Source organism: Lutimonas saemankumensis, from assembly GCF_020171465.1.
In the GTDB taxonomy this organism is placed as follows: Bacteria; Bacteroidota; Bacteroidia; order Flavobacteriales; family Flavobacteriaceae; genus Lutimonas; species Lutimonas saemankumensis.
Window position 1 is genome coordinate 966968 of record NZ_JAIUZR010000003.1, and the last position, 18072, is coordinate 985039.

An 18072-nucleotide genomic window follows, 5' to 3' on the forward strand; every position below is an offset into this window, starting at 1 on the left:
TTTTGTGAATTTTCCAAATCAAAGATACTAATTTGTGTTAGAGAATAACAAGCAAACTAAAAAAGAAAACCCCGTGGAAAAACACGGGGTATTCAAAATAATGTATCAGAGATCTATTGTTTGACTTCTGTTTCCTGATAATTAAATAAATAATCAATATCCATTTCATGGACTTTACCTAACTTCTTTAAAGCCTGCATATCAAGATCTTTCTTGTTTCCAATAACAGAAACAGAGTAATCCTGACCTTTGATATTGGAGGCGAAAAAATTACTCAGATCAGCCATGGTCATTTCCTGTATTTCCTTATACATTTCCTCTCTGTTATCATAGTCCAGACCTCTTTTTTTAAGGTTCTCATAGCTCCAAAAAATATTCGACTTGGTGATTCGTTGAGAAGCAATTTGCTTTAAAGCAGATTCCTTTGCCGTAATAAACTGTTGCTCTGCTTCGGGCATATTGTTCAATAGATTCAGCATGGCTTCAACAGCTTCCGGAACTTTATTGGCCTGAGTTCCGATATATGCGAATGTTCTATCATAATTCTCCTTTTTTGAAGATGGCAAATAACCCGCAGCAGCGGCATAGGCCAGACCTTTTGACTCTCGGATTTCCTGAAGAACCACAGAGGAGAAACCTTGACCAAAATACGAATTAAACACAGTGGCCAGTGCCATTTTTTTTGCATCAAACTGCTCTCCTTTGGCAATAAAGAACATCTCTGCCTGTACCATATCAAAATCTGCAAAATACACGTTTTTTCCTGTCGCCAGCTGCTTATACTCCTTGGCCGGAGGGTATTCCTTTAAAGATTCCAAAACCTTATGATGCTTATTCAATGCCGTTTTTGCAGCCTGAACATCCTTTCCGTAATAAAAAATTCGATGCTTATAATTATTTAAGTCTGTAATAATATCTACTAACTCTGATACATCCATATTTTTTAACTCCTCGGCCGTATAAATGTTTCTCAATCTTGAGTCCTCTCCGTACTGGGCGAAACTATTCAGGCCATTCTGTAATATATTTCCCTTCTGGGTTTTTCCATCTTCTCTTGCCTTTAAGATTCTCTCAACATAAAGATCGTAGGCCTCCTGATCAGCAACAACGTTATCCATCAAATGTTCCAGCAATTCAAGTCCAGGGTCCAGATTTTCCTGAAGTCCTGAGATGGCTACATAAGAACGATCGTTTCCTGTACTGACGCTGTAATTGATTCCGAGTTTGTAAAACTCTTTTTTCAATTCCTCAGCACTGTATTGATCAGTCCCCAAAAATTCCAGGTATCCAACAGCAAGAGATAGTTTTTTATCATTATCCTTACCCATATCAAAAATGATATTCAGATTGAAAAGATCATTATTCAGATTTTTAATATTGGAAACTTCCAATCCGCTTTCCAGCCGATCTGCCTGAATTTCCTTTTTATAATCAACAAAAACCGGCTGTAAATCAGTCGATTCAATTTTAACAAACTCTTTCAAATAGTCTGATTCAGCTCCTCTATTGATCTGAATTGGTGTAATCCCGGGGTTTTCCACTTTGGCAATATTCTTATCTTCCCCCTGCCTTTTGTATACAACGACATAATTATTATTAAAAAAATCATTTGCAAAGGACACCAGTTCATTCTTGCTTATTTTCTTTAAATCATCAAGGAACCGGATCTTGTCACTCCATTTCTCATCATGAATAAATGCATTGTAATACATTGATGCCAGTGCTGTAGAATTTTCATATCCACGCATTTCAGTTAGTTTTAAATCATTCACAACGGCTTCGATCATCCAGTCTTCAAAATCTCCAGATTTGATTAATTCGGCCTGACTTAACATCAGATCTTTTACTTCATCCAATGTCTGACCGGCTTTAGGAGTTCCGCTAAAAGTCAAAGTTCCGTAATCATTCTGGAAAAAAGGTGATGAAGTCGCATACTGAACCAACTGTTTTTGATTCAGATTCAGGTCCATTAATCCTGCGCTGCTATTGGCCAAAATCATATCGATCAAGGTTATATATTTTTGATCTTCAGATCCAATTCCTCCGGTTCTAAATGAAACAGTCACACTTTCATTGTTAGGTCCAAAAACTTCTCTTGAAACGATTCCAGCAAGAGGTTCCTCCTTTGGAAGTTCTGGATGTTTGACTTCTTTAAATTCAAACTTTCCAAAGGTGGCATCAATTGTCTTTATGGTTTTATCAAAATCTATGTCACCTACTAAAACAACAGCCATGTTATTTGGAACATAATACGTGTCAAAATAATTCTTAATAGCCACCATTGAAGGATTTTTTAAGTGCTCACTTGTTCCAATCGTGGTTTGCTGGCCATAGGGATGTGTGGGAAACAATGCTTCCATTTTTGCATAGTGTGCCTTTCTACCATCATTGTCCTGCCCTCTGTTGAATTCTTCATAAACTGCTTCTAATTCGGTATGAAATAAACGCAAGACCAATTTACCGAACCTTTCACTTTCCAATGATGCCCATTTTTCCAGTTCATTTGCAGGAATTTTGTTTTTATACACAGTTTCCTCGTACCAGGTATGTGCATTCGTACCTGAGGCTCCCAACAAACTGACCATTTTATCATATTCGTTTGCCACGGCATATCCGGAGGCTATATAGGAAATGCTGTCTATTTCCCTGTAAATGGCCAATTTTTTGGCAAGGTCCGGTTCGGCTTTATGTTTTTCATACAAATCAGAAATCTCTGCTATCAGCTTCTTTTCTTCTTCCCAGTTTAATGTTGCAATCTTGTCAGTTCCCTTGAAGACCATATGCTCCAGATAATGTGCCAATCCAGTATTATCTTTTGGATCGTAATTGGAACCGGCTCTAACTGGAATAAAAGTCTGAATGGTAGGCTCATCCTTATTCTGACTTAAATATACCTTAAGGCCATTATCCAAGGTATATAATCTTAAACCCGTTGGATCATTTGAAACTGTTTCATAGACATAACCATTGAGGTCCTTCTCGGATTGTACTTTATAATCGGTTTTGCTGTCGGTTTTTTTACATGCGACACTTCCTACCAATAAAAAAGCATAAAATAAAAATTGTATTTTTTTCATTTCAAGTTACATTAGATTCAAATCAAAAATATCAATTGTTCAAGTATAAAATTTTCTTTACGGTTTTATTGTGAATATTTTAACATTTGATTTTACAGCATAAAAAAACCTGCCGTAAATGACAGGTTTTAACATTTTTCATTGGAATTTTTTTAACTCAAAACTTCCACTACTTTCTGACCTATTTCAGCAGGAGATTCAACTACGTGAACTCCATTCTCTGCGAGTATTTTCATCTTTGCCTGGGCAGTATCATCCTTTCCTCCTACTATGGCACCGGCATGCCCCATGGTCCTACCTGCCGGAGCGGTCTGACCCGCAATAAATCCAACTACAGGTTTTTTGTTTCCTGTTTCTTTGATCCATCTTGCAGCATCGGCCTCCAATTGGCCACCAATTTCACCAATCATAACGATTACCTCTGTATCCGGATCGTTCATTAACAACTGAACCGCTTCTTTCGTAGTGGTTCCGATAATTGGATCTCCTCCAATTCCAATAGCGGTTGTTATTCCAAGCCCCCTTCTTACAACCTGATCGGCTGCTTCATAAGTTAAGGTTCCTGACTTGGAAACGATTCCCACCTTTCCTTTTTTAAAAACAAAACCGGGCATGATACCAACCTTAGCTTCTTCCGGAGTAATTACACCCGGACAATTTGGTCCAACCAGGGTACAATCTCTGCCTTCCAGGTATGCCTTTACCTTTACCATATCCGCGGTTGGAATTCCTTCGGTAATACAAATTATTACTTTAATTCCCGCCTCAGCAGCTTCCATAATGGCGTCACTTGCAAATGCCGGTGGAACAAAAATTATTGAAGTATCTGCTCCTACCTCTTTTACGGCGTCAGCAACAGTATTAAAAACAGGTTTCTCCAGATGCGTCTGGCCTCCTTTTCCCGGGGTTACCCCTCCAACTACATTTGTCCCGTATTCGATCATCTGTCCGGCGTGAAAAGTACCTTCACTTCCTGTGAAACCCTGTACGATTACTTTAGAATCCTTATTAACTAAAACACTCATTTAATTGATTTTTTTGGGTGAATCTATATTTTATAAATATACTAGTACAAAAGTATATCAATAGGTTGACTTATTACATCTATTTCTTAATATTTTCAAGTAATTTTGGCAGTGATTTCAGAGAGGCCATTTCTTTGTATTTTTCTCTTGCTTCTCCAGCAGGCGAACCGAAATAAGCCTTTCCTGCATCCAGATCCTTGCCCACTCCGGACTGGGCATATACTACAGCTCCCTTTCCTATGGTAACATCACTGATCACTCCAACCTGACCCCATAATGTTACTTCATCTTCAATTCGCACGCACCCTGCAATACCAACCTGAGAGGCTATCAAACATTTCCTGCCAATAGTGGTGTCATGGGCAATCTGTACCTGGTTATCGATTTTGGTCCCTTCACCTACAATGGTGTCTCCGGTAACTCCCCTGTCAATGGTACATGCCGCACCTATTTCCACATGATCTTCAATGACCACTCTTCCGCAGGAATATAGCTTGTCAAATCCCTTTGGCCGTTTTTGAAAATAAAAAGCATCAGCGCCCAAAACAGTACCTGAATGGATCACTACATGATCCCCAATAACGCAGTTGTCATTAATGATAACATTGGCGTGAATCAAACAATGGTCGCCAATGGTTACATGATTACCTATAAAAACATTGGGTTGAATTATGGAATTTTCACCGATGATCGCAGATTCTGAAATGGACTGAGCTGCTCTTTGAAACGGTTTAAAATGAGTCGAGAGTTTATTGAAATCTGAGAACGGATCTTCAGAAATCAACAGAGCTTTACCTTCAGGACAATCAACCTTTTTATTAATTAATACGATTGTGGCAGCTGAATTAAGCGCTTTCTCGTAGTATTTAGGATGGTCCACAAAAACAATATCACCAGGTTCTACCACGTGAATTTCATTCATTCCCTTCACAGGAAAATCGTCATCACCAATATAATCAATGCTTAATATATCAGCAATTTCCTTTAATTCATACGTTCGTGAAAATTTCATCTCTTTATTCTTTCACTCTTTCAACGTAAGATCCTTTTTCAGTATCAATTTTTATCTTATCTCCTTCATTTATAAATAAGGGTACATTTACTTTTGCACCGGTTTCCACAACTGCCGGTTTTGTCGCATTCGTTGCTGTATTACCTTTGACTCCCGGTTCCGTATGAGTAACTTCAAGGTAAACATGGGATGGCATTTCTACGGCCAGGGGAAGTTCATCTGAAGTCCTGATGATAATTGTTACGATCTCCCCTTCCTTCAAAAGTTCAGGCGCATCTAAAGCCTGTCTTTCCAGTGAAATCTGATTGTAATCATCTGTATTCATAAAGTGATAAGTATCTCCTTCCGGATATAGGTATTGATATTTTCTTGTTTCTACCCTTACCTCTTCGATCTTGTGTCCTGCAGAAAACGTATTTTCAAGCACTTTACCCGTTGTCAAACTCTTTAGTTTTGTCCTTACAAAAGCAGGCCCCTTACCCGGTTTAACGTGCAAAAATTCAATGATTTTATAGGTATCATTGTTAAATACGATACAAAGACCCTTTTTTATGTCTGATGTGTTTGCCATTTCTGTTTTTTAATAATTACTAGTGTATCCTTTCATGATACCTCTTTGTGAATTGTTGATAAAGGTTAATACCTCATCCCTCTCCGGGCTCGCATCTAATTCTGCTTCCAAAATCCTTGCAGCCTGCGTAGTATTGTTATTTTGCTGAAACAGGATCCTGTAAATATTTTGTATTTCATTGATCTTGTCTGATGAGAAACCTCTTCTTCTGAGTCCAATAGAATTTATACCAATATACGATAAGGGTTCCTTAGCCGCCTTAACAAAAGGAGGAACGTCTTTACGAACCAGGGATCCTCCCGAAATCATGGCGTGTTTCCCGATATGAATGAATTGATGGATTCCTGCTAACCCCCCTATTATGGCGAATTCTCCAATTTCTACATGTCCCGCCAACGTCACACCATTAACAATAATTACATTGTTTTTAATGATGCAATCATGCGCCACATGCGCTGTTGCCATAATTAAACAGTTATTTCCAATCTCTGTTTTACCATAGGCTTTGGTACCTCTGTTGATCGTTGCACATTCTCTGATTGTCACATTGTCACCTATCACTGTAAGAGAGTCCTCTCCTTCAAATTTAAGATCCTGAGGAATGGCGGAAATGACGGCTCCTGGGAAAATTCGGCAATTTTTTCCAATTCTTGCACCTTCCATGATGGTTACGTTTGAACCAATCCAGGTACCCGAACCAATTTTCACATTATTATGGATCGTTGTAAAAGGTTCAATAACCACATTAGTGGCAATTTTAGCTCCAGGATGTATATATGCTAATGGTTGATTCATAAATTTTAGATTTGATTAAATATCAGGGTTTCTGACGATTTGTGCCATTAATTCTGCTTCTACAACCAGCTTGTTATTTGCGTAACCATAGGCCTGCATATGACAAATCCCCCTTCTGATTGGAGCCATAAGCTCAGCTTTGAAAATCAACGTATCTCCCGGAAGAACTTTTTGCTTAAACCTGACATTATTCATTTTCATAAAATATGTAAGATAATTCTCAGGATCAGGAACTGTGCTTAAAACCAGAATTCCTCCACATTGTGCCATGGCTTCTACCTGCAGTACACCGGGCATTACAGGTGCACCAGGGAAATGCCCAACAAAGAATGATTCGTTCATGGTGACATTTTTCATACCCACAACATGATGATCAGAAAGTTCAATGATACGGTCAATCAACAAAAAAGGAGGTCTGTGCGGCAACAATTTCATGATCTTATGAATATCCATAAGAGGTGGCTTGTTCAAATCGTACTGAGGTACTTTATTCCTCTTTTCAATTTTGATAAGCTTCATCATTTTTCGGGCAAACTGAGTATTGATCTTGTGGCCCGGTTTTGTTGCAATAACTTTTCCTTTAATTTTCGTTCCAATCAGGGCAAGGTCACCAATTACATCAAGAAGTTTGTGTCTTGCGGCTTCATTGGCCCAATGAAGGGTTAAATTGTCAAGAATCCCATTAGGCTTTACCTTTACAGAATCTTTTTTAAAAGCCTTGCTCAATTTCTTCATCGTGGCATCTGACAGTGGTTTATCCACATAAACGATGGCGTTATTAAGGTCCCCACCTTTGATGAGATCATTATCAAGAAGCATTTCTATTTCATGTAAAAAACTAAATGTTCTGGCATCCGCGATTTCCTTTTTAAAATCACTCATTCTTTCCAGGTTCGCATTTTGAGTCCCCAAAATTTTTGTTCCGAAATCAACCATAGTGGTAATTTCGTACTTGTCCGAAGGCATGATCATGATCTCGCTTCCTGTTTCTTCATCTTTAAAAGAAACAATGTCTTTTACTTCGTAAATTTCTCTTTCCGCATCCTGCTCAACGATTCCGGCTTTCTCCAGAACTTCGACAAAATATTTAGAAGACCCGTCCATGATCGGAGGCTCAGGAGCATCAATCTCAATGACAATATTATCAATGTCCATCCCTACAATGGCAGCAAGGACGTGTTCTGAGGTATTGATCACGACCCCATTCTTCTCAATATTGGTTCCTCTTTGGGTATCGGTAACATAGCAAGCCAAGGCCTCAATAGCGGGCTGGCCTTCCAGATCCGTTCTCACAAAGGTAAAGCCGGTATTTTCTTCGGCCGGTTTAAAAGTAAGAGAAACTTGATTTCCTGTATGCAGTCCAATTCCTTGCAAGGAAACCTCATTTCCTATAGTCTTTTGCTTTTCACTCATTTTTTATTCTGATTATCACCAATTTTTTTTTCCAGATCATCTAATCTCGAACATAATTTGGGTAAATTCCTAAAATGTACATATGATTTATTAAAATCGTTATAAGGCATTGCGGGGCTTCCTTGTACGATTTCACCATCAGGAATCGACTTACCTATCCCGGATTGTGCCTGAATCCTAACTTTATTGCCGATGGTTATATGCCCAACGATTCCTACCTGTCCACCAATCTTACATTCGCTTCCAATCTTCGTGGAACCCGCGATTCCAGTCTGAGCCGCTATAACCGTATGGGCACCGATTTCCACATTATGTGCCACATGAATTTGATTGTCCAGTTTTACACCGAATCTGATAATGGTTGAACCCAGAGTTGCCCTGTCTATGGTTGTACCTGATCCAATATCCACAAAATCTTCTATAATCACATTCCCGATTTGTGGGATTTTATTGTAACCTCCGTTTTTATCCGGAGCAAAACCAAAACCATCACTCCCGATAATACATCCTGAATGAATTGTACAATTATTGCCAATTTCAGTTTCAGAATATATTTTGGCACCGGCAAAAATGGTGGTATGATCACCAATAACTACATTATCTCCGATGAAAACATTGGGGTAAATTTTAACGTGATTACCTATTTTCGCATTTTCACTAATATAGCTGAACGCCCCTAAATAAATCTCTTCCCCACATGTAGCGCTTGAATGTATAAATGAAGGCTCCTCAACACCTGATTTATGTAATTGAATGTTGTTGTAAAATTCCAGAAGTTTAGTAAAGGCCATATAAGGGTCCTCTACCCTAATCATCGTACTGGAAACTTCTTTTTCGGGTTGGAATTTTTGATCTATAATAACAACAGATGCGTCAGTGGTATAAAGCCAGGAATTATACTTTGGATTCGACAAGAATGTTAGAGAGCCTTTTTCTCCTTCTTCAATTTTGGATAATTTTGATACCTCTTCATTTGGGTTTCCATAAACCTCCCCATTGAGGATTTCTGAGATTTGTTTGGCTGTAAATTTCAATCGATACGTTTTAAAATTCCTGTTGCTGATTGCAAAAATACTAAATTTTAGCTATTCAGGTTAATTATAACAAATTCTTTGGATAGCACAAAAAATACTTTCTAACGGTCATGGATAATGCGGATATGCTTTCACTGTCCGAGGCCTCGACTATATCCCTCTGATCACCATTTTTATAGAGAATTGTTATAGCCTCCTTCTCTGGGTTATAAGCCTTGTTTTCAACGCTTCCATCGTAAACAAAATAATCAAGGTCTTCCCTTTTCACTCCGAGTTTTCCCCTTACATTTGATTTAACATCCTCAATGTATTCTTTAGCAAAAGCCTCATTACTCATTTCGATTTTTGGCAATTTTCTGTTCACCACTGAATTGCACAGGTAAGAAAGAATCGAATCGTCGTGATTTGACCACAGTTTTAAGGCAGACATGACATCATAATCATCCAAACGGCTAAACATATCAAGTTTACTTTGATCAAATTTTTCCCGGTCTATGTCTTCTTTCAAAAATACTTTTAGTGTTTGGCTACACCTCAGTTCGGTACCCTGCGAGGTCAACTCTCTCGCTCTTTGCAAAATCTTTACCAGTACTTTTTCGGCCACAATACCGGTTTTGTGAAGATACACCTGCCAGTACATAAAACGTCTTGCCATAATGAACTTCTCGGCCGAATAGATCCCCTTGTATTCCAAAACAAGTTTATCATCCTTCACATTTAGCATCGTTATAAGACGCTCAACATTTATATTGCCCTCCGCCACACCACTATAAAAACTGTCTCTTTTCAGATAATCCAGCCTGTCCATATCTAACTGGCTCGAAACAAGCTGATTCATAAAGACCCTGTGATAAACACCTTTAAAAATATCAATAGACAGGTCAAGCTCTCCGTTAAATTCTGTATTCAAGGCTTCCATAAAGCGCAAGGAAACTTCTTCGTGCCTAATTTTATGAAGAAAACTATGTTCAAGAGCATGTGAAAAAGGACCATGTCCCATATCATGCAACAATATGGCCACGATTAAAGCTTCCTCCTCCTTTTCACTGATTTCGATATGTTTACTTCGAAGCGTTTCAATGGCCATCTGCATCAGGTAAGTACAACCCAGCACATGATGAAATCTTGTATGATGTGCTCCCGGGTAAACCAAATATGATAATCCCATCTGAGAAATCCTTCTCAACCTCTGAAAATAAGGATGTTCGATTAGCTTAAAAACCAGAGGGCTTCTAACGGTTATAAAACCATAGATAGGGTCATTAAAAATTTTTATTTTTTTCAATATATTAACTTTGATTTTTGTACTTTTCAGAATTAATTTTGTTCCTTGCAGTCCAAGAATATGCGCAAAAATAAAGGTTTAATTTAATTAATCATAGTTAATAGATTTAGAATGAGTTCAGGAAAAATACTTTGGGTTGACGATGAGATCCAACTTCTAAAACCCCATATGTTATTTTTAGAGAAAAAGAATTATGAAGTAACACCATGTACCAATGGTGCTGATGCCGTTGAAAGCGTTAGCGAAGAACAATTTGACATTGTTTTTCTCGATGAAAATATGCCTGGATTGTCCGGTTTGGAAACTTTGTCTCAAATTAAGGAGAAACTTCCCAATCTTCCTGTTATCATGATCACGAAGAGTGAAGAAGAATATATAATGGAAGAAGCCATTGGATCTAAAATAGCTGATTATCTGATTAAACCCGTTAATCCAAATCAAATTCTTTTGAGTTTGAAAAAAAATCTTGACACTTCGAGATTGGTATCTGAAAAGACTACCTCGAGTTATCAGCAGGAATTCAGGAAAATATCACTTGACCTCGCTATGGTCAATACTTATCAGGACTGGATAGAATTATACAAAAAACTGATCCACTGGGAAATTCAGCTGGAATCGATAGCGGATCCTGGCATGACCGAAATTCTTGAAAGCCAGAAAGAAGAGGCCAATTCTCAGTTTTACAAGTTTATCAAAAACAATTACAGGGACTGGTTTCATGGAGAAGATCGGCCGGTACTGTCACACACCTTATTTAAAGAAGTAATTGTTCCACAGCTTGAGAACGATCCGGGTACCTTGCTCGTGGTTATAGATAATCTTCGTTATGATCAGCTCCGGGTACTGGAACCGATAATTAATGAGTATTACAAGCTGAAAGAAGAAAAATCCTTCTTTAGTATTTTACCTTCAGCCACTCAATATGCCCGTAATGCGATTTTTTCCGGGTTAATGCCACTGGATATGGAAAAGAAATTTCCACAATACTGGAAGAACGATACAGACGAAGGTGGAAAAAATCTATATGAAAATGAATTCCTGACGGAACAGATCAAAAGACTGGGGCTGGATTTAAATCACGAGTATTATAAAATCACCTCTTTGAGTCAAGGTCGTGAACTCGCTTCAAATCTGGCTAAAGTTAAAAATAACGATCTTACCGTAGTTGTTTATAATTTTGTGGACATGCTGTCACATTCCAGGACCGAAATGGATATGATCAAAGAACTGGCCAGCGATGATAAGGCGTACAGATCACTGACGCTGAGCTGGTTCAAAAATTCTCCACTTTTGGAGATTATTCAAAACGCCCAGAAAATGGGATTGAAATTGATCATCACTACGGATCATGGAACAATCAATTCTGTAAGGCCTTCAAAAGTAGTCGGAGACAAGAATATTAGCTCAAATCTGCGTTATAAAACGGGTAAAAGTCTAAGTTATAATGAAAAAGAGGTTTATGAGGTGAAGGATCCAAAAGACATATTTCTTCCTGCTCTTCATATCAGTAGCTCCTTTATATTCGCGAAAGAAGATTATTTCTTTGCTTACCCAAATAATTACAACCACTACGTAAAATATTACAAGAACACCTATCAGCACGGAGGAATTTCTTTGGAAGAAATGATTATTCCCTGTATGACCTTTGAACCAAAGTAAAAGTTTCGTTTTAATCTGAACTTGATTCATCTTAATTCAAACCATAATTGAATTATGATTTGAATAATTAAGATCCTTTACATTTATAAATGCGTAATAAAGCACTGTAATTTTTAGTGATTTATTAGTCTGTTTTTGAAAGAATTTTATCAATTTTGCAAAAGCAAATTTAACTAATCATTTAAACAGGAAATTGATGAAAAAACATAATTTTAGTGCGGGACCTTGTATCCTTCCTCAGGAAGTCCTAAAAAAGGCCTCAGAAGCTGTTTTGAACTTCAACAATCTGGACCTTTCACTGATAGAAATCTCTCACAGAAGTGCTGATTTTGTTGAAGTAATGGAAACAGCCAGGAATCTCGTTCTGGAGTTATTAGACCTAAAAGATAAAGGTTACTCCGCATTGTTTCTTCAAGGTGGGGCCAGTCTTGAGTTTTTGATGGCTCCATATAACCTTCTGCCCGAAGATGGAAAAGCGGCTTATATTGATACAGGAACCTGGAGTGCGAAATCAATTAAGGAGGCAAAGCTGTTAGGTGAGATCGATGTAATTGCTTCTTCCAAGGATAAAAACTACAATTACATCCCTAAAGATATTGAAATTCCTGCTGATGCCACTTATGTTCACTGCACGAGTAACAACACGATTTTTGGAACTCAATTCAAAACTTTTCCTCAGACAGATAAGCTCCTTGTATGTGATATGAGTTCGGATATTTTTTCACGTGAACTCGACTTTAGTCAGTTTGACCTGATTTATGCGGGGGCTCAGAAAAATATGGGTCCGGCAGGTACAACCCTGGTGGTTGTAAAAAATGACATACTCGGCAAAACGGGTCGTAAAATTCCATCTATGCTGGATTATCAGGTACATATCTCTAAAGACAGTATGTTCAATACACCATCAGTATTTCCTGTATACGTTTCAATGCTTACCCTTCAATGGCTTAAAGATCTTGGAGGTATAAAAGGAATTGAAAAAATCAATGAGGAAAAAGCAGAACTTCTTTATGGAGAAATAGATTCAAATCCACTTTTCCAGGGTGTTGCAGAAAAGGAAGATCGATCAACAATGAATGTTACTTTTACATTGACAGATGAAAGTAAAAAAGATGAATTTGACAAAAAATGGAAAGCTGCCGGCATAAGTGGAATCAATGGCCACAGATCTGTTGGAGGATACAGAGCAAGTATATACAATGCGATGCCATTGGAAAGTGTACAGGCCCTGGTAGATGTAATGAAGGCACTTTAAAAATAAAAAAATAAATAAATTATGAAGGTATTAGCAAATGACGGAATAGCGACTTCAGGAATCATTGCTTTGGAAAATGCAGGATTCGAAGTCATCTTAAAAACAGTTGCGCAGGAGCAATTGGCTGATTTTATAAATGAGAATCAGATAGATGTACTTCTGGTAAGAAGTGCGACAAAAGTACGTGAAGGATTAATTGACAGTTGTCCATCGATAAAGATTATTGGTCGCGGAGGAGTTGGAATGGATAATATTGATGTTGATTATGCGCGCAACAAAGGGATCAAGGTCATTAATACCCCGGCAGCATCCTCTCATTCTGTAGCAGAGCTTGTTTTTGCTCATTTGTTTGGCATGGTTCGGTTTTTACATGATTCAAATCAAAATATGCCTCTTGAAGGAGATTCTAAGTTCAAAGAATTGAAAAAGGCTTATGCTAAAGGTGTTGAATTAAGAGGTAAAACCTTGGGAATTCTTGGATTTGGACGTATTGGACAAGCTACTGCAAAAATTGGTTTGGGAGTTGGAATGAAAGTAGTTGCATACGACCCTTATATCGATGCGGCAAATATCCAACTTGATTTCTTTGACAAACAGCACGTAAATTTCACGATTGACACCATTGATAAAGAAGCCGTTTTACAACAGGCTGATTTTATTTCTCTTCATGTTCCTGCTCAGGACGAATATGTAATTGGAGAAAAAGAATTTAAGATAATGAAAGACGGGGCGGGTATTGTAAATGCCGCTCGTGGCGGGGTTATCGATGAGAAGGCTCTTATCGAAGCCATTGAAGATGGGAAAATTTCAAACGCGGCTTTGGATGTCTTTGAAAATGAACCAACACCCGAAATCAAATTACTGATGAACAGAAGTATTTCTTTAACTCCCCATATTGGAGCTGCAACAAAAGAAGCTCAGGACAGAATTGGAGAAGAATTAGCGACTCAGATAATAGAGATTTTATCCTGATTTTGCCTAAACGAATCCGGATATAAATTACTTTAATATTAGGACAATAACTTTCCGATATAAAAATGGGTTCATTATAGCCTTTTCCAATTGGATTTAAAAACACTCCAAAATGATTTGGAGTGTTTTTCTTTGATAAAACTTTGTTTTTATTGTTCGTTAGCTAAGAAAATAAAACTTTTGAATTCAAAACTAAACTTCATTTCATCCTTATTAGAATCTGAAAAATAGTGGAAATTATTTCTTATTCTATTCCGAAGATAATTGATCAAAATTGAGATTTTTCAAAATCATCCTATTCTTATATTCAAAGTTTTTGTTAATCAAACTTTTTGTCGAATCAAATTCAATAAAAGATACATTGGCCAAATCAGCCATAGTATAAATTAGATCCTCAGAATTGTATTTTCTATCCACATCTATTTCAAAAGTCTTAAAATGTTGTGTGGTGTAATCTGACGACCAGATAATAAAAGGTATTTCATACATGGTACTTCTAAACTTTTCTTCCCAATGACCTGCGATATTCAGAGATTGATAAACTTCCTCACCGTGATCTGAAAGGTATAAAAAACTTGATCTGGTTTTTGATTCCTTAAGTAAGGAAATTATCTCACTAATAACATAATCGTTATATAAAATTGCGTTATCGTATTCATTAATGTATTTATATGCATCTTCATGTTTAAACTTCGTTCTAGGGGTAGATTTAAATTTATCGAAATCTTCAGGATATCTTTCATCATATCTAGTATGTGTTCCCAGGAGATGAAGTATAATCAACTTGTTCTCAGTATCATTTGACAATACCTCTTTTAATGGATTCAATATTTCTCCATCTAAAGGAGTGTAATCGTAACTTGATATAAAAATTTGATCGTCGCAAGCATTTGAAATACCTGTGACAAAAGATGAGTTGACACCGGTTTTATCTTGGGCCGAAATCCAGTAAGTTTTGAATCCTGCCTTGTTAAATAACTGTATTATTGATCCGTCAAACTTTCTTTCAGGATTGTTATAATCGCCTAAAGTTAGAATTTTACTCAACGAAGGAATGGTTGAAGCATGGGGTGAAATTACGTTTTGAAAAATTAGAAGCTCATTTTTTAATTCATTGAGTCGCGGTGTTGTATTACGATAATATCCATAGATACCCATGTGCCCGTTCGTTGTTGACTCCCCCAGAACCAATACAACATTTTGGTTTGATTGATTAGATTTTAATTTGACATTGCTGAAATTTCCTCCAACTTTATTGTTTCCTAACTTTTGAAAGGACAACCAATCTTGATGGTAATGATTGTATCCTTTAACAATTGTGTACGGTAAGAAATTATACTTGTTGTAATAGAGAAAAACAGCAAAAACCAAAGTCGCACTAAAAAAAATGAATAATTGTTTAATCGCTCTTGACCCTCCCTCTATAATTAAATAATCCGATTTATTTATCCTGAAATACTTTCTAATCAAATATGATGAAACAGAAATGCATAGGAGTATAAAAGACCCAAATAAGAATAGGTTTTTGTCAAAATACATGGATAAAAACGAAGAAGCTTCGGATTTGTTTGTTTCCAGAAGAACATACATCGAACTTTGAGAAAAATTGTACTCAAACAGGTAAATATGCGAGAAATCTATAAATACCATAAGATTCAATAGTATTAGACTCGTAATTTCCATAATAGCACCAACGGAATGATTAAATATAAGGGTAGCCCCAAGTACCGTTAATAAAATAATGAGAATATTAAACCCTAATACATCTGGATACAAATACTTTCCATAAATGATAAAAATCAATGCAGGAGATACCAGAATTGGTAAACTATATAAGATTCTGGCAATATTTAGCTCCTTATTTACAAACAGATCCCTGAGAATAACTTTCATATGACATAAATAACGAATTAATTTTGAATTTATTAATTATTACGATTTAAAGGACAGTTTATTTTAAATCTACGATAAATCTCTATTTTTGTTTTATGATGCATCATTTGATTTAGAAAAAAGTTAATCAATATCCAACAATGGCCAACGTCAAACCCTTCCAAGCCACGAGACCAACCAGAGACAAGGTTGCCCTGGTAACAACCCGATCTTATGATATATACAAAAAGAAGGAATTGAATGATATTCTAAGATTAAATCCATTTTCATTTCTTCACATCCTCAGGCCAGGGTTCAAATTTCACAAAACCGTTCATGGATTTAAACGATTTAAAATGGTTCATAACAGGTATTGTGAGTTTAAAGAAAATGGCATCTTTAAAAAAGATAATAAACCCTGCTTTTACCTACATCAGAAATCTCACAACGGTGATGTATTCTGGGGCATCATTGGACTTGCATCACTAATAGACTATCAAAAGGAAGTAATCAAAAAGCATGAAAATACCCTGAGTGAAAGAGAAGCTCTATTTGGGAATTACCTGGAAGTTACAGGATTTAATGCCGAACCGGTGCTTATCACCTATCCGGACGATGAATACTTAGGGTCTTTGATAAAAAAATACAGTAAACTGAGAGCTGAATACGAATTTACCACGAATAAGAATCGTACCCATCTGATGTGGCTCATTGAAGACGATATTGAAATTGAAACGATTGTAAAAGCTTTCGAAAAAATGCCGTCACTTTACATTGCAGACGGTCATCACAGAACGGCCTCATCAAATTACCTGTATCAGAAAATCTTAAAGAAAGAAGGGGCAAAAAAGGAAGAACTAAGTAAGTATTTTATGGCCTATTTTATTCCGGAATCGAACATGAGAATCACTTCCTTCTATCGTTTTGTAAAGACCCTTAATGATGTTCCCAAGAAGGAGTTTCTTATGGCACTGGATGAAAACTTCAGGATTCAAAAACTGGGGAAAAGACACTATAGTCCGTCAAGAAAACATCATTTCTCCATGTACCTGGACGGCGATTTCTATAAATTATATCTTAGAAAAAGCAGCTTTAAACCTAAAAATGAATTAGACAAGCTTGATTCTCAAATCTTATTCACAAAAATTCTGGACCCCATTCTAGGCATAAAGGATCCCTCTAAGGATCAAAATATTCATTACCTACCTGAAAAAGGCAATGAACTTCAGTTGCAGCACCTGGTCGATTCACAAGAATTTGCGGTAGGCTTCGGTATTTTTCCTGTCTCGGTTGAACAGTTAAAAACCGTAGCAGAAAACAGCCTTACCATGCCGCCTAAGAGCAGTTACATAGAACCTAAACTCAGAAGTGGATTAACCATCTATGAATTAAAGTAATAATTCCAATAAAAATACATAAATGTTTGTAAAAGAGAATTTAAACAATTTTAAAGAAACTTTACCCAGTCACGTTTCCCTCGTTGCAGTATCCAAAACCAAACCTGTGTCAGACATACGGGGTGCCTATGAAGCAGGACATCGAATTTTTGGCGAAAATAAGATACAGGAAATGGTGAACAAACACGAGGTTCTTCCTGAGGATATTGAATGGCATATGATTGGCCACCTTCAACGGAATAAGGTAAAATATATGGCACATTTTGTCAGTCTGATACATGGTGTAGACAGTCTGAAAACCTTAAAGGAAATTGATAAACAGGCCAAAAAGCACGATCGGGTAATCAATTGTTTACTTCAAGCTAAAATTGCCAGAGAAGAAACGAAGTTTGGACTGACCTTTGACGAGGTCAAAGACATTTTAAAGAGTGAAGAGTTGGCAGCTTTGACCCATGTTAAAGTGAAGGGCCTTATGGGAATGGCGAGTTTCTCAACGGATCAAAAGGTCATTTCCGATGAATTTAAAAGTTTGAAACGTTTATTTGACGAATTGAATAAAGAAGGTCAAGAGTTAGAGATATTATCCATGGGAATGAGCGGTGATTATAAACTAGCCATAGAACATGGCAGCAACATGATCAGAGTCGGAAGCGCTATTTTTGGCCCAAGAAACTATATTGCCTCTTAAATTCGGCTGCTTTATCA

Annotated in this window: 14 protein-coding genes; 5 read left to right on the forward strand and 9 right to left on the reverse strand. The window is 37.0% G+C overall.

All coding sequences use genetic code 11. The features are described 5' to 3' along the window. Positions 1-113 precede the first annotated feature (113 nt). The 8 genes from LCM02_RS05760 to LCM02_RS05795 form a co-directional block, all read right to left on the reverse strand. Complete coding sequence (locus LCM02_RS05760) at positions 114-3077, reverse strand: M16 family metallopeptidase (RefSeq protein WP_224927370.1); 2964 nt, start codon at positions 3075-3077, stop codon at positions 114-116. Positions 3078-3229: 152 nt separating this feature from the next. Next, positions 3230-4102 (reverse strand): succinate--CoA ligase subunit alpha, encoded by an 873-nt coding sequence (sucD, locus tag LCM02_RS05765; RefSeq protein WP_224927371.1) that lies wholly within the window; start codon positions 4100-4102, stop codon positions 3230-3232. A gap of 79 nt (positions 4103-4181) precedes the next feature. Further along, on the reverse strand, positions 4182-5114 hold the full coding sequence (locus LCM02_RS05770; RefSeq protein WP_224927372.1) for a UDP-3-O-(3-hydroxymyristoyl)glucosamine N-acyltransferase: 933 nt from the start codon (positions 5112-5114) through the stop codon (positions 4182-4184). Between the two features lie 4 nt (positions 5115-5118). Then, positions 5119-5685 (reverse strand): elongation factor P, encoded by a 567-nt coding sequence (gene efp, locus LCM02_RS05775; RefSeq protein ID WP_224927373.1) that lies wholly within the window; start codon positions 5683-5685, stop codon positions 5119-5121. Positions 5686-5694: 9 nt separating this feature from the next. Continuing rightward, positions 5695-6480: an acyl-ACP--UDP-N-acetylglucosamine O-acyltransferase gene (lpxA, locus tag LCM02_RS05780; protein ID WP_224927374.1), complete on the reverse strand. Its 786-nt coding sequence runs from the start codon at positions 6478-6480 to the stop codon at positions 5695-5697. Between the two features lie 15 nt (positions 6481-6495). Next, positions 6496-7893, reverse strand: a complete 1398-nt coding sequence (locus LCM02_RS05785) for a bifunctional UDP-3-O-[3-hydroxymyristoyl] N-acetylglucosamine deacetylase/3-hydroxyacyl-ACP dehydratase (protein ID WP_224927375.1) — start codon at positions 7891-7893, stop codon at positions 6496-6498. Further along, positions 7890-8927 (reverse strand): UDP-3-O-(3-hydroxymyristoyl)glucosamine N-acyltransferase, encoded by a 1038-nt coding sequence (gene lpxD, locus LCM02_RS05790; protein WP_224927376.1) that lies wholly within the window; start codon positions 8925-8927, stop codon positions 7890-7892. Before lpxD ends, LCM02_RS05785 begins: the two co-directional genes overlap by 4 nt. A gap of 64 nt (positions 8928-8991) precedes the next feature. After that, positions 8992-10212 carry an HD domain-containing protein gene (locus LCM02_RS05795; protein WP_262902488.1) on the reverse strand — a complete coding sequence of 407 codons (1221 nt, stop codon included), beginning with the start codon at positions 10210-10212 and terminating at the stop codon, positions 8992-8994. Between the two features lie 111 nt (positions 10213-10323). Here LCM02_RS05795 and porX point away from each other — a divergent pair, with 111 nt between their 5' ends. The 3 genes from porX to LCM02_RS05810 all read left to right on the forward strand — a co-directional run bounded on the left by porX (position 10324) and on the right by LCM02_RS05810 (position 14098). Next, complete coding sequence (gene porX, locus LCM02_RS05800; protein ID WP_224927377.1) at positions 10324-11871, forward strand: T9SS response regulator signal transducer PorX; 1548 nt, start codon at positions 10324-10326, stop codon at positions 11869-11871. 196 nt (positions 11872-12067) lie between these two features. Next, positions 12068-13126 carry a 3-phosphoserine/phosphohydroxythreonine transaminase gene (gene serC, locus LCM02_RS05805; RefSeq protein ID WP_224927378.1) on the forward strand — a complete coding sequence of 353 codons (1059 nt, stop codon included), beginning with the start codon at positions 12068-12070 and terminating at the stop codon, positions 13124-13126. 21 nt (positions 13127-13147) lie between these two features. Further along, entirely contained in the window at positions 13148-14098 is a 951-nt protein-coding gene (locus LCM02_RS05810; RefSeq protein WP_224927379.1) for a D-2-hydroxyacid dehydrogenase, read from the forward strand. A gap of 249 nt (positions 14099-14347) precedes the next feature. On the opposite strand, the gene LCM02_RS05815 is transcribed toward LCM02_RS05810, so the two are convergent. Next, positions 14348-15991, reverse strand: a complete 1644-nt coding sequence (locus tag LCM02_RS05815) for a sulfatase-like hydrolase/transferase (protein WP_224927380.1) — start codon at positions 15989-15991, stop codon at positions 14348-14350. A 140-nt stretch (positions 15992-16131) separates the two neighbouring features. On the opposite strand from LCM02_RS05815, the gene LCM02_RS05820 reads away from it, so the two are divergent. Then, positions 16132-17367, forward strand: a complete 1236-nt coding sequence (locus LCM02_RS05820) for a DUF1015 domain-containing protein (RefSeq protein ID WP_224927381.1) — start codon at positions 16132-16134, stop codon at positions 17365-17367. Positions 17368-17389: 22 nt separating this feature from the next. Continuing rightward, positions 17390-18055, forward strand: coding sequence for a YggS family pyridoxal phosphate-dependent enzyme (locus LCM02_RS05825; RefSeq protein WP_224927382.1), 666 nt, complete (start codon positions 17390-17392; stop codon positions 18053-18055). Positions 18056-18072: the final 17 nt, after the last annotated feature.